Below are 24,533 nucleotides of genomic sequence, written 5' to 3' on the forward strand. Positions count from 1 at the left end.
CTATGTATGGGACTAGGTGACGTCGGCGATACAGCACGAGAACGCCAGACGACGACAATCAATGACCCACCGCCGGACCGCCGATCAAACCTCGGCAGTGCCCGCTCATGACAGGAGCGGGCACTGCCGGTAGTCGATGACACTCGGCGTCCAGTGCTCTTTCGAGAGCCGACACTCATTGATGCTGCACAAACTGGGTCGCGGCGTGCGAGCGCACCGTCGGGAAGACGAGCCCCTTCGTCGACCGCCTCACTGGTATATCTTGCCGCCGCCAAAAACCGGCACCCAGAAAGGGTACCCCGGGATTCTATATAGGTCCGAGGAACCGTCGTCGTTTCTGCCTAGCATAATTACGGCGACTTGGACTCCGACTAGAAAGCCAGCTAGTTTCACCGGAACCGGCATATCGTTCATAAACATAAGGCCGAGTAATCCGGTTTGTAAATCCAACCCGGGTTTGATTTTTCCTACCAACCCGGGATCCAGGTGCAAGTGTTCGCCGAACCGCAACGTCTCGTAGTAGCTGCCGTTGCCGAATTCGATCCGTGACCGGCCAATTTCGTCACCTCGCTCGCTGCCGGATGGTTGAGCACCGAATATTTCGCCGATCATCGCGCCGATTTCAGCGACTGCGGACACTACAGCCTGTATCACATGCTCGATATCTTCTTGGGCCGTCGTGCCCGCAAGGTCGAAGCTGTTGACGGGGTCAGCGTTGACATAGTCGTAGCTGTTTGCAGATCCGCCGAGGACTGGGTCTACCTGCAGGAACCGACCAAGGATGGGCATGTAGGTGCGTAGGCCCATTTCCTGTGCTTGCTGGCTGCCGACGTGCTCGACCGGGACGGTGTTTTGGCCGAGCCACCCGAAGTCCATGCCACCTTCGGCGGTGGCGGGTAGGGGGATATCGCCGATGGCGCCGGTGGCCGGGTCGATGTTTTGGCCATATGGGTCATACAAACGGATGGCACCGGTTCGGACAGCGGCCCCATCGGCGGTGAACAGGATATCGCCGTGAATGTTGGGGTAGGACCAGTTGACGCCGGTATTGGTGTAGTTCTTGGTAAGTACCGACCCACCAGGCAGTTTCAGTACTCGTTGGCGAAGGTTGCTCGAGCTATCGAGGATCAGATCGGGGCCACCTTTGTCCGAGGTGAAACCGTAACGGGTGACTTCTGCAGGTTTGCTACCGTCCTTCACCGTCCGCGCCACGATGCGGTCATCGACCTCGCGAGTGTAGGTAACGGTGCGGCCAGCGGTCGTACTGGTGGATACGTGCCGCAGAGTGGAGTCGTAGCCGAGGGTGTCGGTGCCGACCTTGGTTGCGTTGCCATAGCTGTCGTAGGCGAACGACAGGTTGGTAGCGCCTGTGGTGGACAGGAGGCGGTCGGCGTCGTCGTAGCAGTAGTTGGTGGTGACTGCGGGGGCGCCGTTGAAGATGTCGGAGAAGGAGGTGCGGTTGGTGTTCGATCCCGCCTTCTTGTTCGGCCCACAGCTGTTGTCGCCATCGAAACGGTAAGTCAACTGATGGAACGGCACGTTGGCCCCGATCAGGCGTCCCACACCGTCGTAGGTATAGCCGTAGTCATAGGTCTTGCCAGAATTGGCTGTGTCGGTGACCTTTTCGTCGATGATGCGTTGGTCTTGCGAGCGGGTTACCGTGCTGGTGACCTCGGATCCGGACACCTTCCAGGCAAGGGCGGCCGACGAGCCCGCGTCGTTGTAGGAGAGCGCAAGGTTCGATCCATTGCCGTAGGCGACACCCCCCAGCACACCAGCAGCGTAAGCGGGAGTTGCGACTACAGTGCCGTCGAGCTTGACCTGGGTCAACCTGAAGGCGTCGTCCCAGGCATAGTTCACAGTCGAACTCGCGTTCTTGATTGTGCTGGTCTCGCTGATCTTCCGACCGGCTCGGTCATAGCCAGTGGCGGTAGTAGCGCCGTTGGCGTCGGTGTAGGACACCAACCGCTGCAGGAGATCGACGACAGTTGTGGAGGAACCACTTGCGTCGCTGACCTTTTTCTTCAGCGGGTCACCGCCGACAGCATGGTCATATGTGACGGTCCGTGCCGGTTGGTCACCCATCGCCGGAAACGACTTCTTGACAATGCGTCCGCGGGCGTCATAACTGACACACGACCAAGGTTCGTTGTTGGTACGGGTGGCAACCATCGAGCCGTGAGCGTCGTACACCGTCTCGATGACATTCGCCGCTCCACTCGAGTTCTTGGCTCCGGTGGCTGTTTTCACCCGGCCGCCCTGATAGACGGCTGCGGAGCCGGCCTCACACGGATTAGCGCGGGATTCGTTGTCTCCGTAGTAGACCGAGGTGCCTCGCTTTTCGGGGTTGGCGAGGTCGCCGGCCGGCAGGTTGGCTGCGAGTTGCCGCAGGAACCCTTGGCCGGGCTTCTCGAACAACTTGCGGCCGGTCAGGTTGATTCCGCCCGGGTCGCCGGTGGTCGAAACGGCCAGACCGAACACCGGGTCGATCCCGTTTGTCGGGTCTGAAAACTCGGTCGATACCTTTTTCGAGGGTGCGCGGTCTGAACCGTTGTGGCTGATGTTGCTTGTCTTCAACCCGTAACGGGGCTGGAGGTTCTGGCCTGGCACGGTCACTGCGCTACCGGAACCTGGTGGTGTCCAGACGAAATCGAGTGCACCGGTGGTGCCGCTGCGGTTGTAGTAGTCGACCCGGACACGATGCCAACCACCTGGTGTGGTGTTGGCGTATTTGCCGGTGACGGTGGTGGCCGCTTTGTCGGTCCAGCTGTCGACGATCAACAGGTCATCGATCCACAACCGGACTCCGTCGACGACGGTGAACCCGAGCGTGTACTCACCGGCTTCAGGGAACTTGACCTCACCCATGAACCGGCCCGACCACCCGTCAGTGTTCGCGACCGGCGGAGTCGAACCCCAGTTACGTTTCAGGGTGCCATCAGCGGCGCCGACACCGGTGCCCCACTCCTTCGGGACGTCTGCCAAGAACCGGTTGTCGTAGAACGCGGACTCCAGCCCGACCAGGTTCTCGTCATACCCCTTGCTGACGTGCGGCACGGTCTGCGCGCACTCGGGCTTGGGCAATTGCCCGTCGAAGCAATCCGCAGGTGCCGGACCATACTCGTCTGTCGGGCGATCGGCGTGGTCATAGATCAATGTCGAGCGCCGACCGGTCGCGTCGATCTTGGCAGTCTGTTTGTCTTTGGCATTCCATTCGGCACGGACAGTGTCTCCGACGGCGTCCGTCGAGGTGAGCTGGCGGCCGGCATCGTCCCAGGTCGTGGTCCGAACACCCACCTTGTCGATGCCAGCGATGTCGACATAGGCGGTCTTGCGGGCGATGTCGTAGCGGTAGCCGTACGTCTGCCGGAACCCCATGTCACTGCCGTCCCATTTAGGTGCAGTGATTTTGACCGCCCGAGAATGCGGGGGCCGGGGTATTTCAGGGTTGTCCTGGAACGCGTCGTACTCGATCAGATAGCGTTCGGCGTTCAAATTGTAGGACGGCAGCGTTGCCCGCCAGTCCACAGCCAAACTGTCACGGACCTCGTCCAGCGACCCGACAGCGTCCAAAGCCTTCTGCTTTTTCTCGGCGTTATTACCTGCCTGGTCGTAGTCGAGTTTCGCAGCTGCCAGGTTCAGGTAGCTGTAGTCCCGGATTTCGGCACCGGGATTCTCGATCCGCCCCAGAGCACCAACGATGTACCACAGCCGGGTTTCGGTGCCGTCCCAGTACTTTATTCGGCACAGCTTCTGTGGTGGCGCCGAGTACGCCCCCGGCGGCAACGATGTCCCGCCGTAGCAGTTGTTGCTGTTGTCGGTGTTGTAGTAGAGGGTGTGTGTTCGGAGCGAGACCGGGTCCTTGATCTCGGTCAGCCGGCTCGGTGTGCCGCGGTAGACGTACTGCAGTGACGCAAGCTTTTTGCTGTCGGCCACCTTCGACACCTCTGCCAGGGTGCCGTCGACGTTGAATGTCGACACCACACCGTCTTTGGTGACCGAGATCCGGCCACCGGCATCGACAGCGAGCACACCGTCCTCATCCTTCGGCGGGGAATATCCACCGGCCGAGGCCTTGGTCCAGCCGTGTTTTCCGCCCGAGGCGTCGGTGAGCACTACCGAGCCGTCGAGCATCTCGGCCGCGACGTACTCACTGCCCATCAACCCCAACGTCCACCCACCCGGCAACGGCAAGGGGTCCTGGGCGAACAACCAATCCGTTGTCACGATCTGCGGATTCCAGTTGTGGGTCCGCGAGGCACTCGCACCAGTGGTGCTCTTGGCCCACAACACCATCTTCGGTTTCTCGGTCGAACGGTGATACAACTCGACCTTGATCGGCACCCGCTGCCCCGCGGTCAGCGACACATCGGTGTCCTTCTTGGCAGTAGCTTTGGAGAACTCGGTGCCGACCGCAGCCGGATTCGGATTGTCGTAGACGGTCTTGTCGTCGATCCAGATTTTCGCGCCGTCGACATGGGAACCCGCGAAGCTGAAGTCACCGGTCACCGGAGCCCGGAAGTAACCTTCCCACCGCACGACGAACCACTGCTTATCCAGCGCGGCCGGCATCGGATCTTCCTTGAACGGAGAGTTCTCGGGCACGTTGCTCCAGATGTTTCCCCAGTCCAGGTTCACCTGAGCTTCGTCGCGCACCAGTACCGGCGTCGTATCCGCGCCACCGTTGTGATCAGCGTCGTTGAAATACGACGCCCGCACACCATGCCCTTCTCCACCCTGTCGCGAGTTGTAGGAGAACGTCACCCCGGCGGCACCACCGACTGCCTCGAACACTGGACCTGCGGCCTCGGTCTTGGCGTTGCCGTTGAACAGGTTGACGGTGACCGGTCCGACCTTCTCGGTCGGCGCGGGCCCCGCATTACCGATGCGCTTATCGACGGTAAAGTTACCCACCCACTTCGAGGGCGTCGGTGTTGTCGCACCGGATGCCACGGTCGCTACGGTCCAGCTATAGCGGGCACCGTCGTGGAGCACGTACTGAGGGACCGTCCACTTCGGTGTGTTCAGACAGCCGGAGTCGACCACGCTGCCCGAGCGGCCGTCGAAGCCGGTGGAGATTTTGAAGCAGTACTTGGTACCGGACGCTGCCGCGCTCACCTCGAGCGTCGGTTGATCGGTTGCGATCACCGAATCCGGCACCGGTGCAATCATATTCACTTGTGGACCCGGAGTGGGGTCGGTCGGGTTGGTGCCGTCACCGTAGTCGACGACCAACGCGGCTTGTAGTTGTTTGTAGGTGTACGTGGTGCCCTCAGCGCCACCGAGCATGAACCAGGTGTTCTTGTCTGTGGCTTTGACACGATCACCGAGGTAGGCGGTCAGTGCGGGTGCCGTCAACGAGCCCGATTCACCGATGCTGGCCGAGGCCAGCTCCGGGCCGATCGCGGCATAGCTCAAGGGGGTGGTGGGCTGATACAGGGTCACCTTGGAGGGGAGCTTCATCTCGGTCAGCGGGGTCGCCAGTTTCAGGTCCATGCGCGCGCCGGTGATGGTCTTGCCCGCCAGTGGTGCGAGGTCGTAGCGAATTGCTGAGCGCCACAGGGCATCCTGCCCCAGCACTGACCTTGCGTTGCCGGTTCGGATGCCGCAGTCGTCCGCTGCCGCGCACGGGGCCCCGCCTTTCAAATACGCGATGGCCTCGGCTTGCTGACCGAAACCGAAGGTGTAGGTCGGGTCGACCACCACCGGGAACTTGCGGGCAGAGTCTGACAACCATTTCTTGTCGACAGCTACCGTGAGCTGCCATGCTTCACCGTCACGGGTCAAGGTGTAAGTACCGCCGGTACGGGCCGAGGGCTTCTTGTCCTTCTCGCTACCTGACGAGTCCCAGACCTTGATCGGGGGCAGTGCGGCGACCACCTTGCCTGCCTTGTCGCTGATCGTGACGGACTTACCGTCCACCTTCGGCGTCAGCGCACCGGTATTCAACTTGAAAACCCAACGCCCTTCGCCCACAGCAGAAGCGGACTTGAGAATGATCGATTCTTTGATCGCATCCGCAGACACTTCATAGGTCACGTCAGTGTTCGGCAACGCGTCAGAATACGTGGCTGTCGATCCAGCGACCTTGCGGCTGGCCTTGCCCGCACTCTTCAACTCGAGGGTGAGCGGTGTGCCGTTCTGGTTGACCCGCACCAAGTTCGGGTCGTTGGCGAGCTCGGCCAGGTCGATTCCAATGGTGGTGCGGGCGGCAGCGACTCGCTTGGAATCCTTCTGCTCTACGAGCCGGGTGTCGATCGGATCCCAGCCGCCTTTGCTGTTACGCACACTGACCGGTACCTGCGACAGCACCAACGTCTTGGTGCCATTGACGTTGGTGAACTCGACCGAATCCTCTGACCGCCCTGACTCTTTCGACGTCTTCGGATCGAAGCCGCCCTTCGCCGGAGCTGCGGCTGCACCGCCAGCGAGCAACGGTGTGAAATCGGCCTCCGGCTCCGCTGGTCCATTAGCTGGTGGGGGCTTCGGAACGGCCTTCGACAACATCAGCGGAACATCGTGCGAGTTCTTCGGCTTCGGTGCGGCGGCAGCCTCCGGCGACACAACCACCTGTACCAATGTGGCAATCAGCGCGGCAACCAATACAGCCGCCCACGCAATCCTGCTCAGACCATGTAAATAGGAGGGCAACCAGCGCAGCGCGGCACCCCGACGGTGAGTACTCATCAAACTCCCCAATAACGAGCCCATCGACGACCAGCCACGAGGCAAGCCGCGACAACACGGGCAGACCAATTCCTGACGGAACCAGATTCAGCTGAATTAGACGACGTCGACGACGTCACTGTTACAGCTCTCGGTGTCTTACTTCATATTTCCATCAAGCAGCAATGCTCCAATTCAACAGGAGGCAAGAGGTTGCCGATCAACCTACGACAACGCTGGTCATTACAGCCCGAATAGCTTTGCAGCCCTGAAGGTTTCAACCCCTCAGGTCGGGCGCACACGCCATCGATTCAGCAGCGAACAGGGAAACGACCTAGAGGCGGGATGTCCCGCAAACTCAAGAGGTTGTCCATGCACAACCTCGTCCGACCGCTGCAACGGCGTACGCCGTTGCCACGTATCTCGTTTCGAGAACTTCTCTTCAAGGAATCATCGATCGACACACGCTCCCCCGACATGAACTTTCTTGATACCGAACGATATCGAGGCGACCGCCGCCCACCTGAACAACGGTACAGTCGAAATCAAATGGGGAGCATTCACCAAGATCACTGGGGAGCTGGACATAGCCCAGCGATGGCCAACAGCCCGGTCGCATGGTCCCCGACGCAATCTGGCACCTGGCTAGGACGCGAGGAGGAGTTCCGAGAGCGCCGCACTACACGACTCGGCCAGCCGCACCTACTGCGACCGAAAAACGCTCCGAAAGCAAGAAACACAACGTCGCCCTCATCTACCTGGCCCGACGCACTGCGACGTCCTCTACGCCATGCTTGAAAAGCAAGGCGGCCTAACGGCTTCCTGAGAGCCATGATCAAAACCTGTGGATGACCGGGGAGGGAGTACCTTCCCGGATGATCTAGAAATCAACGGTTTTGATCAGCCTGGCGCGCCAACGCCGGGTGGGAAGGTACGTCCCGATGCTCAAGGTAGTCCAAGGTGGCGAGGAGCCCAATGGCGGTGCTGCCGGGTTTCGGTCGCTGCTCGGTGAGATCGTGCGTGATGGTGCGCGGCAGATGCTGGCGGCGGCGTTGCAGGCCGAGGTTGCGGCGTAGGTCGAGCAGTTCGCCGGCCAGGTCGACGAGAACGGCCACCGGTTGGTGGTGCGTGACGGTTACCACGAGCCGCGCGGACCGTGGTGACCAGGGCGGGCGCGGTCGAGGTGAGGGCGCCGCGGGTGAACGACAAGCGAACGGACATCGAAACCGGTGAGCGCAAGCGGTTCTCCTCGGCGATCCTGCCAGCGTGGCACGGAAGTCGCCGCAGATGAGCGAGGTGTTGCCGCTGCTATACCTGCACGGATTGTCCTCGGGTGACTTCGCGCCCGCGCTCGAGCAGTTCCTGGGCACCGGCGCGGGCCTGTCGACCTCCTCGATCACCCGGTTGACCGCGCAGTGGCAGGACGAGGCCCGCGCTTTCGGGCAGCGGGATCTGTCGAGTGTGGACTACGTGCACCTGTGGGTCGACGGCATCCACCTGAAGATACGCCCGGAGCAGGAGAAACTCTGCCTACTGGTGATGATCGGGGTGCGCGCCGACGGCCGCAAGGAGCTCGTCGCCTTGACCGACGGGTTCCGAGAGTCGAGTGAGTCGTGGGCGGATCTGCTGCGCGATGCCCGCCGCCGTGGCATGCGTGCCCCGGTCCTGGCCGTCGGCGACGGCGCGCTGGGGGTTCTGGAAGGCGCTGCGCGAGGTGTTCCCCGCCACGAAGGAGCAGCGTTGCTGGTGGCACAAACAGGGCAATGTTCTTGCGGCGCTGCCGAAGTCGGCGCATCCGGGCGCACTCGCGGCGAGGAAGGAGATCTACAACGCCGAGGACGCAGACATGGCCCGCACGGCGATCAAGGCGTTCGAGCGAGACTACGGCGCGAAGTTCCCCAAAGCCGTGGCGAAGGTCGTCGACGACGCCGATGTGCTGCTGGAATTCTACAACTACCCGGCCGACCATTGGGTACACCTGCGCACGACGAATCCGATCGAATCCACGTTCGCGACAGTGCGATTGAGGAGCAAGGTCACCAAGGGGCCGGGCTCGCGCGCCGCCGGCATCGCGATGGTGTTCAAGCTGATCGAGTCCGCTCAGGCCCGCGGGTCATGATTCGAGCCGCGCTGCCTTCGTGACGAGATAGCGCCGCTCGGGTTCGCTCAGTGTCCTATGTGCTGCCGAACGGTATTGCTCGGCGGCCAGTTCCAGATCGCCTGCGAGTTCCGCGAGATGCGCTTCGACTGCGGCGAAACGATGATGCTCGGCAAGGATCCGGTCGGTCCGCAGTTGCTCGAGCAACGTGAGCCCGGTGGGCACGCCACGTGCCATCGCCAGGGCGACAACACGATTCAGCGTCACCATCGGATTGTCCGACATCTGGTCGAGCAAGGTGTAGAGCGCGAGAATCTGCTCCCAGTCGGTCGCGTCCGGTGTCGGCGCCTCGTCGTGGACTGCCGCGATCGCTGCCTGAATCTGGTAGGGACCGGGCTTGTTTCGTGACATCGCGGCAGTTACCAGCGCAGCCCCTTCGGCGATCTGCGCGCGGTCCCACAACGTCCGGTCCTGCTCGGCCATCGGAATCAGCATGTCACCTGGCCCGGTCCGCGCGGCACGGCGGGCGTCGGTCAGCAGCATCAGCGCGAGCAGGCCGGCAACCTCGCCGTCGCCGGGCAGGCTGCGGTGCAGCATCCGGGCGAGTCTGACGGCCTCGGTCGACAATTCGACCCGCGCAAGCACCGGCCCCGAGGTGCTCGTGTAGCCCTCGTTGAAGATCAGGTACAGCACCTGCAGCACGGCGTCGAGGCGTTCGGCGTGCTCGGCCGGCATCGCGAACGACACGCCGCACTGCTTGATCGTCTTCTTGGCCCGGCTGATCCGCTGCCCCATCGTCGCTTCGGGCGCGAACAGCGCGCGGGCGATCTCTCCCGTCGTGAGGCCGCCGACCGCGCGCAGGGTGAGCGCGATCTGACCGGTGCGCGGCAACGCGGGATGGCAGCACATGAACAGCAGGATCAACGAATCATCCTGTGCCGGAACGGGTCCGGACGGTGCAACCGGCACTTCCTCCCGCTCACGGCGGGCCTGCTCGCTGCGCAGCAGGTCGATCAATTTCCGCGAGGCCACCCGGATCAGCCAGGTGCGTGGTTCGTCCGGCAACGGGGGCCACTGTGTCGTCGCCGCAAGCAAGGCCTCCTGTACCGCGTCCTCGGCAAGGTCGAAGTGCCCGTACCGGCGGACGAGCGCACCGAGGACCTGCGGCGCCAGGTCGCGCAGCAGGTCCTCGATCTCCCGGGCGATCACAGGTCGGGCGGCGGTCCGTCGGGTAGCGGCCGGACCTCGACCGTGTCGCCGGTGTTGTCGGCGACCCGTGCGGCGATTGCCATCGCGCGGTCGTGGGAGTCGACGTCGACGACCGAGAAGCTCGCAAGGACCTCCTTCACCTCGGCGTACGGCCCGTCGCTGGCGACCGGACCCGAAGCCGATTTCCGCACGGTCCAGGTCAACGACGGATCGGCGAGCCCCATCGTCGTGACCAACTCGCCGGACTCGGTCAGCTCGGCACCGAGCTCTTCGTAGAACTTGCACATCGCGGCGAACTCGGGACTCGAGTAGTCGACCGACGCCCAGTCCGCCGTGTTGGTGTAGGCCAGCAGGATGTACTTCACGGCTCCATCCTCCCGCTATCCACCGACACGTGTCATCGTCGCCTCGTAACCGCCACCGGGCCACACCCACGCGCCGGACAGCGTGTTGCCGTCGGCGCTGAGCGTGGTCCGGCAGTACGCCGGCGAGCCCTTACGGCCACCCCAGATCGTCAGCACGTCGCCGTCGAGTTCATACTCGTAGTCGAGCGTTTCGCCGTCGCTCGAGTAGAAGCGTGACGTGACCGCCTCACTCGCCTCACCGTCGAACGGCCGTTCGTGGCCGATGACTTCGAGTCCGGAGACGTGGTGCCCATCGTGGTCCATGTCCACGCGCTGGGACAAGAACGCGCGGCCGTCGAGCCACGCGTAGGTCGTGGTGCCCTCGGCGCCGCCGGACACCCGCCAGGTACCGACAAGACAGTCGAGGTCGGAGATCGAGGTACTCATGACGAGAGTTCCTTTCGGTTGATGGTTCCTTCGCCGGTACCACGGAGCCAGCGGACGGTCTTCGACATTCGGCCGTCGAACCGTGCGCAGCGGCGCCGCGCACACAGCTTCGACAACAGCAAGCTCGAACGCCCCGACCAGACACCCGAGGAAACGCCCAAAAGGTGATCTTGATCGGCACGAGCTTCGCCAGCGCGTACGTCGCGGGGCTCGCCGCGCTCGTCCGGTCCCGCTTTCCAACGCTCACCGCGCGCGAGGTGATCGACCGGATCACTCGCACGGCGCACGTGACGGGTTCCGGGCGCGACGAGCGGGTCGGTTTCGGGCTCATCGATCCGCTCGCCGCGCTCACCGCACAGCTACCGGATCGGCCGGTCGACGCAGAGGCGCATGCGGTGCAGACGGCGGCGCCACCCGCCGGTTCGCAGAACCCGCTGACCCGGTGGGTCGCGATCATCGGCGCGCTGACCTGTCTCGTCGCACTGCTGATCGCTATAGCGCGAACCTGGGTCGGCGGGAGAAGGCGTTGGCTGCTACCAAGGACGCCGTCACGATCTGTCGGCCGCTGGCGGCGGCGAACCCAGCGACCCCACCGTCGGTAACCTGCCTACTGTGTCGGCAAAAGGGCCATGGACCGCATCATCCTGGCCGCGGCACTCCAAATAGCGAGTGCTGCGGCGCTGAATCCGGTGCCGACGTGGCTGGCGTAGACGAGATTCCCATGTGAGTCGGGGACTGCCACGGTCAGTGAGTTAGACAATGCTGGCAAGCCGACATGTTGATACGTCGCCAGCTAAACCGGCGTTCGGGTACCACGTTGATCTGGTGTTGGCTACACCCGGGGTCAGCGCAGCAACTGCTCGGTAATGGCTGGGCCGCCGTGGGTTTGGTGGACGGCGCCGGTGGCGGGTTCGTACTCTTCGTGGATGGTGCGTACAACTCCGCCACGGCCGGTCGATGTAGAGGCCTTGTTTCCCGAACTTGTTGCGTTTCGACGAGAGGCGGTGCGGTTACATCCCCGACCAGGTCGACCAGGTCTGCGGGACAGTTCGCTGGGTGGGCCGCTGTTGTGGCCGCAGTGGGAACCGTGGCCTCGTTGCTTCGACATGCACGAGAACCGGCTGGACAGAGGCCATCTTCCCTGGGGGCAGGCCACCCCGGATGGGGCACCATTCGTGCCGGTCCTGCAGTTGTTCGCTGACGACATCCCGGAATTGCCGTTTCCGACCGAAGCTGATCTGCTGCAAGTGTTGTGGTGCCCCTTCATCCATCTGCGGAGTTTTGCGCCGCGACCGCAACTGTACTGGCGCAACAGCTCTCGATGCGGCGATGACCATCCACAACCGCCCCGCCCGCGCGATGCACAGCCCGACTATCTGCCGAACCCTTGCGTTCTTCATCCGGAGCGGGTCGTCGACTATCCCAGGGGCGATACGCCTCGGGAACTGTTCAAATCCCTAGAAGATCGCTTCGATCAGCTCTACGAGACGACGGGATGGGATTACGAGCAGGATCTGGCGGAGTCCAGCGGCGTGAAAGTCGGTGGCTACCCGACCTGGACACAGCCTCCGGACTGGCCGAACTGTCCCGGATGCGATGAACCGATGGACCACCTGCTCACCATCAACAGCACGGAGTTCAACGGTGATGCATGGCGTATCTGGCTACCGCTGGAAGACCGCCCCGCCACCGATACCGAGATGGACTTCAGAAACCCCGCTTTCGCCGACAAGGTCAGTCCCCACGGCCTAAGCCTCGGAGACGGCGGCGGTATCTACATCTTCGACTGCCGCACCTGCCCCTACTACCCGTACACCTACCGTTACGACTGCTCATAGCCAAACATGCGAGCAAGTCTTCGTGATCGTCGCAACGCATCGACCGGAGTCCATGGGGCCACTCGAACTTCGGCGCTAACCGATTGGCTGCATGTGTCCGTAGCACTTGCGTTGACCCGATAGGTCTCCACGGTCGGTTGATGCAGCGCGAGGACTTCAGAGCCAGAGGCGACGACCTGTTCCGCCAACTCCCGTATTGAGATGGGCACGTATCTCAGTATCGCGCGAAGGCCCTGGCCATCGGCGTATCCGTCGGCGCGAGGCGCGGCGCGTCGGTATTGGTCCCGGGACCATGCTCCGGTTCGCCGGAGATGTCCGAGGATCCGCGCCAGGTCGTCCGACGAGGCGTCGCTCGGTTCCCGGCCGATGCTCAGAACGCGCGGGTGCGCGTCATCGAACCACGCGCAGCGCTGAGACCCGGGAATCCGCCGACGGACCGAACCTACGACCAGGATCGACCAGTCGACCACCACCTCTTTCGACAGCCCGGAGGTTCATGACGATTCGCCATTTCGATGACGCCCGCGACGTCGAATCATCCCGATTTCAGCGGAAAGCTGCAGTTCACGACGGGTAGGCGTTTGTGTGGATGCTGTTCGAACCGCCCCGAGGGAACCAGCTCGCGTACGCGAGCAACGCGTTCGTAGCTCAACGGAGAGAGCACTTGGTTACGAGCCAGGGGGTTGAAGGTTCGAATCCTTCCGAGCGCACCATTACTGCCGAATCATGGCTCAGCCGCAGTCGAGCTCGCTGCCGACCGGCATCGTGCGGTGACGGCGATGGGTGGGGTCGGAAATTGCGTGGCGGTAGATTTCCGGTCATGTGAGACTGGCTTGGTGTCGATCTCGATTGCGGACCGGATGTCGATCCACGAGGTGATCGCATTGCATGGTCACCTCAGCGATGCCGGTGCCTTCGACCGGATGGCCGAGGTGCTTGCCGACGATATTGTTTATGACATGACCGAGTTCGGCCGCGGGGTGGTTCGGGGGCGAATTGCGCTCTGTGACATGGCGATCCAGCTCGGGGATCGTAACCCGCTCGCGCACCACGTCACCAATATCGTGATTACCGCCGTCGAGGTGGACGAAGTGCAGGCGGTATCCAAGGGGTTGGCTGTGAACGCCGATGGTACGACCGGCAGTGTCACCTACGAAGACACGATTTGCCGCACGGCTGAGGGCTGGCGCATCGCTCGCCGCCGGGTGATTCCCAGGCGCAAACCGCTGACGCCTTGAGATGCATGGAAGTCGTACTCCCGCAACAGGTAATGGAGAGCTCAGTGATGCTCTGGGCGTCAATCCGACAGGACGATTGTCGAAGCGATTCGGGTCTCGTGCGTCGCAGTGCCGACGGGTTGGCTGTAGGAGTGCCCAGGAGAGGTGGGCTGGGCGTGGATGGTGATCGTCTGTGATCGACGTGATCACGACCTCTGAGAAGTGAAAGTGAGAGTGCCATGCAAGTAGTGACGCGACTTCTTGCCGGGATATCGGCGATCGGCGCGGCGCTGGTGGTGGCTTCGGCCGCGGCCCAAGCTGCTCCAGGGCCTTGGGAAGCGTCCCATCAGTCAGACCTGGTAGCGGGTGGTTATCACTTGGATGGTGGCTACCACAATGATGGTAGCGATCACTGAGGCATGCCTATCGGCTCTGCCCATACGGAGTAGAAAGAACATATGGGCAGACCGGCGGTTATCGTGCTCTACGTGCTCGCGCTGGTGGCTGTCGTGGTCGGCGTGGACGTGCTGATCTTCCGGCACCAGTTCTGGGCGAGGCTGTTGGTGAACGTCGGAATCGTCCTTGTGTTCGCGACGTTCTATTTGATATTCCGGAAGGGTTCGTGAGCGCAGCGGCCGTAGAATTCCGGCCGGAATTCGGGGCGATCATCAAGGGCGACCTGCGCGTAGGGCACGTGCGAGTTGGTCGCCCTCGACAGTCATCGGCAGGCCGTGGCCAGGTACCAACGTGCGCACAGGCTGGTTCCCCAGATCCACGGCCGTAGTGCGGGTGCGAGCTTCGTCGTAGTTGAACACGGTCGGCAACAGTTGCGGTCCGGTGTGTTCGAGCAGGGGGTGTCCGGTGACGAGTGCGTCACCGGAGAACAAGACACCTTCTGCGGGCAGGAGGTAGGCGGTATGACCGGTGGTGTGGCCGGGGCTCGGTATCGCGACGAGCTTGCCGGGCAGCGCTGCCAGTACGGCGGGTTCGCCGGTTGTCGCTGTCGGGACGGTCATGCCGATGTTGCCGCGGATCGCGCCCAGCGTGTGGGCGACCCAGCGGCGGCCACGACGGGTGGCCAGTTGCTTGATCATGCCCGCGGGGGTGATCTGTTGCAGGTATTCACGTTTGGCGTGCCGAACCTCCTCGGCGCCGGTGTAGACAGGCATGCCGACACGTTCGACGAGGGTGGGAATCGCGCCGATGTGGTCGAGGTGCGCGTGGGTGATCAGCACGGCGGCGATGTCGGTGAGTTGATGGCCTATCTGGGCGACCGAGTCGAGCACATCGGCGGTGTCGGCAGGGTAGCCCGCGTCGATAACGGTGACCGCCGTGCCGTCACTGACCAACGCCCAGTTGACATTCGTTCCGGCTACCACGTAGACGGAGTCGGAAACCTGATCGATTTTCACGGATGCCTCACTGCTAGTCGATGTGGTGTTCGATGACGCCGATACCTTCGATTCCAGGCGCAGTTCGTCGCCCGTGACAGCCAGCATCCCAGTTCCCTACCGCTGCCGCCCGGCAGGGTGCCGCTGCACATCAATTCGCCGGGATGACGCTGCTCGCCGCGCGACTCGTGCGCGATAGCCTCGATCATCGAGTAGGGATGCTATGGGTTCCGCTGCGCGAGAAGATGTTTCCGGGCAAGCGACTCGTCTGGCTGTATCCAAGCGACATGGTCGACCAGATCGATCCGGGCGGCCCGCCGACCTAGGCGTCAATGCGGCAGCTATCCCAGCCGCAGAATCTATCTACAGTCCTGTGCTGCGACCTGATGACGAACGCGGTGGAATGGGAGTATTCGCACAGCGGCACGACGTCGGCGATATCGGTCGGCCAACCGAACATCGCCTCCGCACCTTCGGTGTGGTAAATCTCGATCATCTCGATCGCCGAACGCCACGTGCCGGAAAGACCAATATCCCTGGTTCCCAGCAGGTTCCGGTTGCCGTCGTATTCTTTCCAGCCGTCCGCGACTTCGAGCAGTCGCCGATGGATCGGGTCGAGCGGGCGACCGATGCGTTCTTCAGCGGCGGCAAGGTCTGACTCGCACGCGCCGGGATTGGGGTAGGTGGGCGGCGCATAAAGGTCCGGCATCAGCCTGGCGCGCCGCTCGCGCTGCACGATCAGGCCCTCGATCAACTCCGCCAGCGATCCGGTGAAATCCACGCGGCCGACCATATCGATTTCCGCTCTATCGCTGGCGTATTCGTCGACTGCTCGGCGTGGCAAGGCCGAAACACGGGTGCGTTCTTCGTCTTCAGATACTGGCGACGGTAGTGATCTTGCGCGGGGTGACTGTGATGAGTTTTCTCTCCCGGTCCGGAGGCCGCTCAACCGCGTCGGGTGCGATCGAGCCATCGATGTACTTCGCTCGGATGCGTTGGGTCCATATCCCATCCGGATCAAGGGAGACCGTGGCATCACCGATTACCCGGACCTGTTTGTTCGGCCGTTCCCCGTCGGCGCGTAGCGCAGCCTCTACGTCGATCACGAGTCCGACCTTGGGATTTCGCATGATTCGGCTCAGGTGCGGGCGACCCGGATCACTGGTCAGATAGAAGCTTCCGCCTTCCCAGACAAACCAGATCGGCGTGACGTGCGGATACCCGTCCGAGTCGATCGTCGCCAAGTGCGCAACGACATCCATGGTCAGCAGTTCCCCGCGCTCGGGGGCGTCGAGAGGGCGCATGATGTTCGAACGCTACCCTGTCACGCAATCGTCATGAGCGAACGACGCTGGGAGACAGCCGATCTCACACTGTCGGGCGCCCTTGCAGTCACAACGCAGGTAGAGGCTTGCCACGCTCATTGTCGGCGGTCGCTCCGAAGTCCGTCCGCCATGCTGTCGTCAGATCGTGGCTGCCGGCTTCGATGGCGGCCGCGGTGTTTCCGCCGGGTACGGCGACCCGGTCGATGATCTTGTCCAGGCGCGCACCCTGGGCCAGTGGCTGGCTTGCCGCGTTGATGCTCTGGGTCACCAGCTGTTCGGCCAGATCGGGCGACAGTGGACTGCCTTGGCCGAGCTGAGTGGCGACCATCGATCGGGTGGCAGCGGCCAGTAGGGCTGGCCACAGGAGGTGAGGTCGGTGGCCGCGCGTCCTTGGTCCTCGGTGATCAGGAACGGTCGGGAGAACCGGCTCAGAAGTGTGACCAGTTCTTCGACCGTGTGCTCGGCGAGACCCGGCCTGGGTGTGAGCAGCGTTGCACCCATGCCGATTTCGTTGCCGACGCTGGGGATCAGCTTGGTAGCAGGCCCGGGGACGGTGTCCGCCAAGAGCTGTTCCACGCGATCGAGAAACGCGCATTTGACAGCCCCCCACAGTAGGCGCACTCCGGCCGTGCGACGTGCAAGAACATGCCGTCGTACTGGTAAGTGCGATCGAGCGATTCGCCGCCCGCTCCCCAGTTGTTCGGGGCTTGCTGGCGATTGTCCCTTCGATCAGACTGAACACATCATCGGGGGCAAGGATCGAGACCAATTGCAGCGCAGGGGGAATCACGATGAGATGGCTTTCGGCAATCGCATCGGTGGTAATGGTTGTTGGCTGCATAGTCGGCATAGCAAGACGTTCAGTCGCGTCGCTAAGGCGCAGTCGGGCAGAACCTGCCGCCCGACTGTGCCTTAGCGACAAGCGTCAACGAGCTTCGATCGTTATCGCTTCGCCTGCGCCATCAATGATGGTCGTGTTCTCCTTGCTGATTTCGATGCGCCGGGTGAGGGCGTAGGCGCGGGCGAGTTCTTCGAGCGCCTTAGATGCCTGACCCGCCTGCTTGTCCGCGACATACTCGGCTTCCCGACCGATCGCTCCCAGCAGCTGCTGGTGCGTCAAGGCCGCCGCCGAACCGACCCCACGGGTGACGCGGAGAGCGAGCAGCGACACTTCCTCGATGGCGACCTCGTTGGAACTGGAGTCGAAACTCGGCGCGGTCAGCTTGACGGGGAAAGCGTCGCTGATGTTCCAGGTGACCAGAGGTGTCGCACCGGACTCGTCTGACAGGCTGATCGTGAGATCTCGTTTATCCACGGCGTTCTCGCTGACCGACATCAGCCACGGGTACAGCGGACCGTCCTTGCGGAGTACGCCGCGCTGCAGGGTCACGTTGACGGCTTGCGACTGGCCGGGCATCTGGAACCAGTTGCCGAGCCCGTCCTTGTACTCGATCGTCTCGACACCCAATTCGAGGCCGCTCACGCCCGAGCAGAGCAGTTCACTCTCGCCGTCGCTGCCACGGAAGTAGACGCGATACCGGTAAGCAGGGACAGGGTAGTTCGGGTTGACATACTCGACCATGAGGTCTCCTGACATCGAGATCGGTTGGGCCACTGCCATTTTCACGGCCATCATGGCTCCGCCGCTCGAAAATCGCGAAACCGGCCGCTTCGATCAGCGTGTTCGGCCGCCGCCATAGCTGTTGGTGAGGAGGCGCCGCAGTTAGCCGGTGTTGCCGAGTGGTCCTCGGATCGATCGATATTCGGCAATATCGTGCGTTTCCTGCGCTGAGATGATCTCTGCCCGTTGATCTTCCACCGACCCGCGCTGGCCGCTCCGAACCGGGCGGGTCGCGGCATGAGGGATTCGGGAGATGTACCGGATCGCGCCCATCCGTCGAACTTGAATACCGCCTCGTCCTGAACGGCGGTGTCACAACTGGGTGCCGCCACCGTCGACCGCGAGCTCGGCGCCGGTGGTGTAGGTCGCGTCGAAGGCGAGGAAAATGGCGGCCCGCGCGACCTCCTCCGGGGTCCCTATGCGCAGCATCGGAATCTGTGCGGCGAAACCCGCCGACATTTCCTCCGCTACTTCAGCGGGCAGGCTTTTGTGCAGAATGCCTGTGTCGATCGGCCCCGGGCTCACGGCATTGACACGTATACCGCGCGACAGCAGTTCGCGAGCCCAGGTTCGCGCCATCGACCGCAGGGCCGCCTTGCTCGCCGAGTAGACACTATGGTCCGGCAGCCCCAGTTCGTCCGCGACCGAGGTGGTCAACACCACGCCGCTGCCCTCGGCGAGCAGCGGAAGCAGCCGCTGCAAGGTGAAGTAGGGCCCTTTGGTGTTGGTCGCGAAGATGGCGTCGTATGTCTGCTCGGTCGTCGCCTCGAACGAGGCGTTGTCAGGGATGCCCGCATTGAGGAACACCGCGTCCAGTTGACCGAACGTCTCCTCAACCTTCCCCGCCAGGGCGTCGATGTCGGCTTGTGCGGTGGCGTCGCTGCGAACCGCGATCAGCCCCTCTTTGCTCGCCGTTTCGAGTGCGGCTTTGTTGCGTCCGGTGACCATTACCCGAGCGCCATCGGCGGCCAGCAGACGTGCGATCGACAGTCCGATTCCGCTGCTGCCGCCGGTGACGAGGGCGCGCTTTCCGTCATATTTTCCCATGTCTCGATTCAAGTCCCGGACCCGCGACGGCGTCCAAGACCTGACCTGCAACCCGTCATGCACGCACTGCATGTCGGTACGCTCGAAGCGTGCGCGTTCCCGGATCGGACCTCGATATGCGGCTTGTCGGCTACTTCACGGTCGTTGCGGAGCACGCCAACTTCGGCCGCGCCGCCGCGGTGCTGCACGTCGCGCAGCCATCGCTGAGCCGCCAGATCCAGCGCCTGGAACAACATCTGGGCGTGCGCCTGTTCGACCGCACCCCGCAGGGCAGCCGGCTCACCGAAGCCGGTCGCGCTTTTCTGCCGCAGGCTCAGGCTCTGCTCCAAGCAGCGCATCGTGCCGAGCGCACCGCCCGCGACGCCGCGACCCCACCCGAGTTCACCATCGGCTACGTCGAGGACCTGGTGATCACGCACGCTGTGCGCCAGCTGCGGCACCGAAACCCCAAGGCCCGCATCCGAACTCGCCACCTGGACTGGAACGACGCCAACGCCCTCCCCGACCGCCGCGTGGACGCCCTGGTCGCCCGTGCCCCACTGCCCTTCCCCACCGACCGCCTGCGGCTCACTCAGCTCTGGGCCGAGCCACGGGTCCTGGTCGTCCCCATAGACCACCGCCTAGCCGGAAAGGAGTCGGTGACCGTCGACGACCTCGGCGACGAAGTTCTCCCGCAATGCCCGAACGCGGTCCCGCAATGGAGCGACTTCGCCCGCCTGGAGCCCCGCCCGGATGGCGTTCCGGCTCGCAGCGCGCCGATCGGCTACGAATCGTTCGAAGACAAGCTAGACCTCGTCGCCGAAGAGCGGACCGTACTGATCCTGGCTGCCGGCGACCGGCGACCCCAACTGCGCCCCGAACTGACCACCGTGCCCATCGAAGGCATCGACCCGGTCCGCGTCGTCCTGGCAACCCGCGCGTCCGATACCAACCCGCTGATCACCGATTTCCTGAACACCTGGCCACCCGACCCAGCCACTCCCCCGGGGTCGTTGAGCAGGTGATCAGCCGCTCGGTGTCGTGCCGAACAGGTCGGTGCCAAACACGTTTCAACAAGACCGAAGCTCGAGCAGCCGAGAACACGCACAGGGGCCCGCGACCTCATTGAACCTTTGATCGCAGGCATGTCTGCGAAGTGGGTTAACTACAGTGTCCGCACACGCACGGTAATCGGCAGATCCGGATGTTTCAGAAGCGTTGAGGGCCAGTCCAGTCCGAGGCCGGCCACTATCCGCCCGAAACGCGCGCTCCGCGGCATAGCGGATGTCAAGAGGGCTGCGGCTACGACCCCTCGACATCACCGACGATGACATCGCCAGGCTCGAAGTCCGATTTTCTAAGCGTTCGGAAGACCAGACCGATCGGCGCGGGCTGATCCGGTTGCTGCCCGGCGTTGATCACGGCCTCTATGGCCCAGCAGATATCCGACGGCCCTAGTCGGCCGTCGGCTCGCACTAGATGCAGCCGATCGCCGACGGACGTTACGCCGGACTCTACGTATCCAACGACAGCGGTCCCGCGACCTGTGACGGTGAAAGCTGCCTCGATGAGAAACCGAAACTGCTCACCGTCCGGGGTTTCGATGACCATGTCAGGCATCATGCCTGCCCGCTGAAGGCGTGTGTTCGTCACGTCCCGCAGCCGGTTGGAATCGCGCGGGTCGCGGCATAGATTTCCGGACGTTCGTTTGGGGACCAGCACTTCCAGCCGTAGATCGTCATGGTGGTGGCGGGTGGGGTTGGTCGATCGGTCCGGATATCGTGGTCGGGGTGGCGTATCCCGGTTCGCAGTACTACAACCCGGACTTGACTCCGGACGAGAGAGACGCGCTGCTGCGTCGGAACTATTTGCTTCTCGCGGTCAGTCAGGCTGCGTTGGGTCTCCTCGGTCGTGAGGTTGTCGGCATGGCGGTCGAACCTCGGCCCGGTGAGGTTGTGATCCATGTGGCGGTCACGCGCGAGACGTCAGCGCTGGCGGAGGATCTCGTCGAGATCGTTGGCGATCTGGAGGCATTTCTGTCCGGTGGACCTGAACAGGGCTCTGTGATCACCACCCAGGTGCATCTGGGTTGGCCTGATGCTGTGTGGCATACCGGCTCGTATGCGCCGTTCTACATTGCCAAACCCATGGTCGATTGACTTCGCGGAGTCGCAGCGTGGCTGCCGGGGAGGATCGACGTCGCTGTAGCCGTTATCCGGCTCGGCAGCCGGATCACATGGGTGCCCCATTGCAGCTGTTTCCGTGGACCTTGGCAGGGAGTGTGGCTTCACCGCCTGTCTCGTTGCATTCGAATCCGTTACTGCCGTTTTGATTTTTGATCGTGAACCCCTGCTTGATCTTCCCGGACTTGGGTGCGCCGCCGTGCGCGGTGCAGTGCCCGGTAGCGGTGACGGCTCCCGAGAATTCCGGGAGCGTGTCGCAGGTATAGCTCCACGCATCGGTGTTCGCCTCGGCGGCCCGGGCCGCGAAGGTTGCCGCGGCTATGGCAAGAAGGCAGGCCACACCGCAACACGCACAAATGGCTGGATCCTCGCCGACGTACCGACCAGCGACCAAGTTCAACCAGCCGACCGCCACACACTTCGAGAGCCCGGAGGTTCATGACGATTCACCGTTTCGACGGCGACGACGTCGAATCACCTCAATTTCGGCAGAAAAGTGCAGTTCAAGACGGATAGGCGTTGGTGTGGATGCTGTTCGAATCTCGCCGAAGGCGCCCTGCTTCCGGCCCCCGTACGGGGCCGCGTGCCCGTAGCTCAGCGGGGAGAGCGACTGCCTACGAAGCGGGAGGTCGGAGGTTCAAATCCCTCCGGGCACACCAACCTTCGATCAGCGGTCGTGCCGTACGATAACCGTGCGATAGGGCTTCAACCGGCCACTACTAATGAGGCGACCAATTTGGCAGCGCAGGTTGCATTGGTACTAGTACACGGCATACGGTCCGGCGAGGATGCCTGGGAACCTTTGATGAAGCTCATCGAGGGTGATCCAGATCTGGCCGATCGGGTCCGCGTTATCAACTTCGACTACCCCTCCCGGATTCTCGAGCCGGACCCCAGACGACGCGTGCCAGACTTCAACACCGTCGCGGAATACCTGGGTACCATCATTGCCGAGGAGATCCCGGCAGATCAGCCGATCATCTTCGCCGCGCACAGTCAGGGCGGACTGATTGTGCAGCGGTACCTGGCCCAACAGCTCGATGCCGGCAAAGGCATTGAACTGCAGCGGGTCCGGCGCGTCCTGATGTTTGCCACGCCCAATTCGGGGTCCGAATTCGCGCTCACGTGGCGACGTCTCCTCGGCCGGCTTATTCGAAACGATCAGGAACTCGAACTTCGGCCGATCGCCGAGCAAATCCTCGAGACACAACAGGTCATCGTCAACAGGGTCGTGAATGCTACCGAGACATCGGCGAACAGCGTGCCCATACCGATCGAGGCCTACGCCGGTGCGTCGGACAACATTGTCAAACGCGCGTCGGCCAGATTCGTGTTCCGCGAGGGCGGCACACTGGAGGGTGACCACTCGACAATCATCAGACCCGATTCGCGCGAGTCGCGGGTGTATCAGATTCTCAAATCGCGACTGTTGCACGACGCATCTCGCTCGGGCACTGCGGATTCCGGTGCCGCGACGATGGAACCCGTTGAACCGGATGAGTTCTCGGCCGAACGCCGAGCGGCGGAACTCGACATATCCAGAGACGAACTGTTGACCGACGCCGCCGTACGGAAGATCGCGCTTGCCCTTTCGGAGATCGATGACCTGCAGCAGGTTTTGGGCAGACAGAACTTTGTCCGGATGATGCCGAAGTACATCAGGCAGTACGCGGAGGTCGGCGTCGGTATCAATCCGAAACTCGACCTGGGCGGACTGGTTCGGGTGTGCGGGAGGTTCGGCAGTGACGGTCGCGAAGCGCTGATCGAGGGGGTGATCGCTTGGTTCGAGCCCGAGGACGTGGCCGTCAAACTCGCGCTCACCACGATCGAGCAAGAGTGGCCACAAAATAGGCCTACCAGCAGCTCGAAGGCAGGTGGTGACAACCACCCCAAGTGAGCGCGGCGGTAGTGATGGATTCCGCCGCGCTGAACGGGATCGAGGCCGACGATGTGCGGCCGCCACACCATCGGAGAATCCCATCCTTGTGGCAGGCGTCGCGCAAGGCCATCTTCGGTGGAGCCGCCGCCGCGTTGATCATTCTCGTGCTGGTCGGCTGGCTGATCACGAAACATGTACTCGGCTATGCACATTGGACACGTTCGCAGGACACAGTCCAGCTCGTGCCTGCCAGCGAGATGGGCGTCGGGCCGGTGCTGCCGAACAGGCCGGCCAGTGCCGGATTCGTCGCGGTGACCCCGCCCACGGTGCGGTGGCGGTCGCGACCCACCGGGGATGAGGCCGCACTGTACGGCGGGAAGCCGAAGCAACCGATCGGTGGAGGTGATGAAATGATCAGTCACTTTCAGAATGATGTGAATGCCGCCACCCTTGTCGCCGCGACCCTCGAGCTCGATCAGACACTGCGCTGGGCGAGAGGCGCAAAGCTCGAGGCGGACAACCTCGATGACTACCTTCGCGAACTGACGTCCGTCGTGCTGACGGCCGACACGATGGTTCGGTATCACGTATACCGCAACGGCCAATTCGAGTCCTCCCCTGCGATTCTCCAAGCAGGAACGACGGTGATGGTGGATACGCACGGCGTACCGCGCCTCCGGAATCTCAGCGGATCACCGCTGACCGTTCTCGACCAACTCGATCCCACACAACTCACTTACTCGGGTAGTCGGTGGCAGGATTTCGACGCGGCTTCCGTGGTCGCCGTACAACCGTCTGGTGCCGCCGTTCCAACGTTACGACTGCGCGATCTGAGCGATCCGAACAAGTCTGATCAGGTGTTCCAACGCCCGATCGGCACCAACGGCGAGCGCGACTACAGCGAGCGCGTCCAGCAGTCCGCCGATTCGGATCTGTCGGGCAACTGGATCCTGGAATCACGCCAGGGTTCGGTGTGGGTAGGTGGCCTCACCCGGACCAGTGACGGATTCCAGTTCGTCAGCGTGGACTTCCGCCCGAACGGAAAACGAATCATGAACTGCCAGTTGAACGGCGGCCTCAGTCGGCCGAGCACGCTGACCTGTCGCAGCACTTGGCCTGTTCCGACCGGAACGCAGTCGATGGCGCTGGCCTTCGCCGGCCAGCTCGATCCGACGACATCGCAGTGGGACGGCCGCAAAAGATTTCGTTTCACGGGCGATCCCACCGATGAGTCTGAGCTCCAGGAGCACGTGACATTGCGGCCAGAATAGCTGTGCGACCGTGGCGGC

21 protein-coding genes, 2 tRNA genes and 1 pseudogene are annotated in these 24,533 nt (G+C 62.9%); 12 read left to right on the forward strand and 12 right to left on the reverse strand.

What is annotated here, in order from left to right; translation table 11 throughout:
* Window positions 1-249: 249 nt before the first annotated feature.
* Window positions 250-6,687, reverse strand: a complete 6,438-nt coding sequence (locus tag ACFWF1_RS08335; protein WP_379284508.1) for a PA14 domain-containing protein — start codon at window positions 6,685-6,687, stop codon at window positions 250-252.
* Between the two features lie 920 nt (window positions 6,688-7,607).
* On the opposite strand from ACFWF1_RS08335, the pseudogene ACFWF1_RS08340 reads away from it, so the two are divergent.
* Window positions 7,608-8,776 (forward strand): annotated as a pseudogene (locus ACFWF1_RS08340) (IS256 family transposase); the annotation flags it as partial.
* A 3-nt stretch (window positions 8,777-8,779) separates the two neighbouring features.
* Here the strand turns inward: ACFWF1_RS08340 and ACFWF1_RS08345 are convergent.
* Genes ACFWF1_RS08345 through ACFWF1_RS08355 form a run of 3 tightly spaced genes read right to left on the reverse strand, consistent with a single transcriptional unit; the run spans window position 8,780 to window position 10,764 of the window.
* Window positions 8,780-9,973 (reverse strand): RNA polymerase sigma factor, encoded by a 1,194-nt coding sequence (locus ACFWF1_RS08345; RefSeq protein ID WP_379284509.1) that lies wholly within the window; start codon window positions 9,971-9,973, stop codon window positions 8,780-8,782.
* Window positions 9,970-10,338: a YciI family protein gene (locus tag ACFWF1_RS08350; protein ID WP_379284511.1), complete on the reverse strand. Its 369-nt coding sequence runs from the start codon at window positions 10,336-10,338 to the stop codon at window positions 9,970-9,972. Before ACFWF1_RS08350 ends, ACFWF1_RS08345 begins: the two co-directional genes overlap by 4 nt.
* A gap of 15 nt (window positions 10,339-10,353) precedes the next feature.
* The gene (locus tag ACFWF1_RS08355) at window positions 10,354-10,764 is read right to left on the reverse strand and encodes a hypothetical protein (protein WP_379284512.1); all 411 of its coding nucleotides are present in this window, start codon (window positions 10,762-10,764) and stop codon (window positions 10,354-10,356) included.
* 164 nt (window positions 10,765-10,928) lie between these two features.
* On the opposite strand from ACFWF1_RS08355, the gene ACFWF1_RS08360 reads away from it, so the two are divergent.
* The 5 genes from ACFWF1_RS08360 (at window position 10,929) to ACFWF1_RS08380 (ending at window position 14,445) form a co-directional block, all read left to right on the forward strand.
* Window positions 10,929-11,366, forward strand: coding sequence for a S8 family serine peptidase (locus ACFWF1_RS08360; RefSeq protein ID WP_379284513.1), 438 nt, complete (start codon window positions 10,929-10,931; stop codon window positions 11,364-11,366).
* A 324-nt stretch (window positions 11,367-11,690) separates the two neighbouring features.
* Entirely contained in the window at window positions 11,691-12,602 is a 912-nt protein-coding gene (locus ACFWF1_RS08365; RefSeq protein WP_379284514.1) for a hypothetical protein, read from the forward strand.
* A gap of 637 nt (window positions 12,603-13,239) precedes the next feature.
* Window positions 13,240-13,315: transfer RNA gene (locus ACFWF1_RS08370), tRNA-Arg, on the forward strand.
* Window positions 13,316-13,438: 123 nt separating this feature from the next.
* Window positions 13,439-13,840: a nuclear transport factor 2 family protein gene (locus ACFWF1_RS08375; RefSeq protein ID WP_379284516.1), complete on the forward strand. Its 402-nt coding sequence runs from the start codon at window positions 13,439-13,441 to the stop codon at window positions 13,838-13,840.
* Between the two features lie 437 nt (window positions 13,841-14,277).
* The gene (locus ACFWF1_RS08380) at window positions 14,278-14,445 is read left to right on the forward strand and encodes a hypothetical protein (RefSeq protein WP_379284517.1); all 168 of its coding nucleotides are present in this window, start codon (window positions 14,278-14,280) and stop codon (window positions 14,443-14,445) included.
* A 42-nt stretch (window positions 14,446-14,487) separates the two neighbouring features.
* Here ACFWF1_RS08380 and ACFWF1_RS08385 read toward each other — a convergent pair whose 3' ends face one another.
* A complete protein-coding gene (locus tag ACFWF1_RS08385; protein ID WP_379284518.1) occupies window positions 14,488-15,231 on the reverse strand; it encodes an MBL fold metallo-hydrolase in 744 nt (247 codons plus the stop codon).
* A gap of 143 nt (window positions 15,232-15,374) precedes the next feature.
* Here ACFWF1_RS08385 and ACFWF1_RS08390 point away from each other — a divergent pair, with 143 nt between their 5' ends.
* The gene (locus ACFWF1_RS08390) at window positions 15,375-15,536 is read left to right on the forward strand and encodes a hypothetical protein (protein WP_379284519.1); all 162 of its coding nucleotides are present in this window, start codon (window positions 15,375-15,377) and stop codon (window positions 15,534-15,536) included.
* Here the strand turns inward: ACFWF1_RS08390 and ACFWF1_RS08395 are convergent.
* The 6 genes from ACFWF1_RS08395 to ACFWF1_RS08420 form a co-directional block, all read right to left on the reverse strand.
* A complete protein-coding gene (locus ACFWF1_RS08395) occupies window positions 15,533-15,991 on the reverse strand; it encodes a hypothetical protein (RefSeq protein WP_379284520.1) in 459 nt (152 codons plus the stop codon). The two genes, ACFWF1_RS08390 and ACFWF1_RS08395, sit on opposite strands and share 4 nt — an antisense overlap.
* 91 nt (window positions 15,992-16,082) lie before the next feature.
* Window positions 16,083-16,514, reverse strand: coding sequence for a pyridoxamine 5'-phosphate oxidase family protein (locus tag ACFWF1_RS08400; RefSeq protein WP_379284521.1), 432 nt, complete (start codon window positions 16,512-16,514; stop codon window positions 16,083-16,085).
* 88 nt (window positions 16,515-16,602) lie between these two features.
* Entirely contained in the window at window positions 16,603-16,863 is a 261-nt protein-coding gene (locus ACFWF1_RS08405) for a pyrroline-5-carboxylate reductase dimerization domain-containing protein (protein WP_379284522.1), read from the reverse strand.
* A complete protein-coding gene (locus ACFWF1_RS08410) occupies window positions 16,800-17,111 on the reverse strand; it encodes a hypothetical protein (protein WP_379284879.1) in 312 nt (103 codons plus the stop codon). The genes ACFWF1_RS08405 and ACFWF1_RS08410 overlap by 64 nt, the downstream gene beginning before the upstream one ends.
* 349 nt (window positions 17,112-17,460) lie before the next feature.
* Window positions 17,461-18,117 carry a phage tail protein gene (locus ACFWF1_RS08415; protein WP_379284523.1) on the reverse strand — a complete coding sequence of 219 codons (657 nt, stop codon included), beginning with the start codon at window positions 18,115-18,117 and terminating at the stop codon, window positions 17,461-17,463.
* Between the two features lie 351 nt (window positions 18,118-18,468).
* A complete protein-coding gene (locus ACFWF1_RS08420) occupies window positions 18,469-19,203 on the reverse strand; it encodes an SDR family oxidoreductase (protein ID WP_379284524.1) in 735 nt (244 codons plus the stop codon).
* Between the two features lie 116 nt (window positions 19,204-19,319).
* Between ACFWF1_RS08420 and ACFWF1_RS08425 the strand changes: the two genes are divergently transcribed.
* Window positions 19,320-20,207, forward strand: a complete 888-nt coding sequence (locus ACFWF1_RS08425; RefSeq protein ID WP_379284853.1) for a LysR family transcriptional regulator — start codon at window positions 19,320-19,322, stop codon at window positions 20,205-20,207.
* Between the two features lie 277 nt (window positions 20,208-20,484).
* Here ACFWF1_RS08425 and ACFWF1_RS08430 read toward each other — a convergent pair whose 3' ends face one another.
* Window positions 20,485-20,793 (reverse strand): hypothetical protein, encoded by a 309-nt coding sequence (locus ACFWF1_RS08430; protein WP_379284525.1) that lies wholly within the window; start codon window positions 20,791-20,793, stop codon window positions 20,485-20,487.
* Window positions 20,794-20,972: 179 nt separating this feature from the next.
* On the opposite strand from ACFWF1_RS08430, the gene ACFWF1_RS08435 reads away from it, so the two are divergent.
* The 4 genes from ACFWF1_RS08435 to ACFWF1_RS08450 all read left to right on the forward strand — a co-directional run bounded on the left by ACFWF1_RS08435 (window position 20,973) and on the right by ACFWF1_RS08450 (window position 24,515).
* Complete coding sequence (locus tag ACFWF1_RS08435) at window positions 20,973-21,341, forward strand: hypothetical protein (protein WP_379284526.1); 369 nt, start codon at window positions 20,973-20,975, stop codon at window positions 21,339-21,341.
* A gap of 607 nt (window positions 21,342-21,948) precedes the next feature.
* Window positions 21,949-22,024 (forward strand) — tRNA-Arg (locus ACFWF1_RS08440).
* Window positions 22,025-22,041: 17 nt separating this feature from the next.
* Window positions 22,042-23,262, forward strand: coding sequence for an alpha/beta fold hydrolase (locus ACFWF1_RS08445; protein ID WP_379284527.1), 1,221 nt, complete (start codon window positions 22,042-22,044; stop codon window positions 23,260-23,262).
* Complete coding sequence (locus ACFWF1_RS08450) at window positions 23,259-24,515, forward strand: DUF6777 domain-containing protein (RefSeq protein ID WP_379284529.1); 1,257 nt, start codon at window positions 23,259-23,261, stop codon at window positions 24,513-24,515. The genes ACFWF1_RS08445 and ACFWF1_RS08450 overlap by 4 nt, the downstream gene beginning before the upstream one ends.
* Window positions 24,516-24,533: the final 18 nt, after the last annotated feature.

It is taken from the genome of Nocardia sp. NPDC060255 (assembly GCF_042727395.1).
Lineage (GTDB): Bacteria > Actinomycetota > Actinomycetes > Mycobacteriales > Mycobacteriaceae > Nocardia.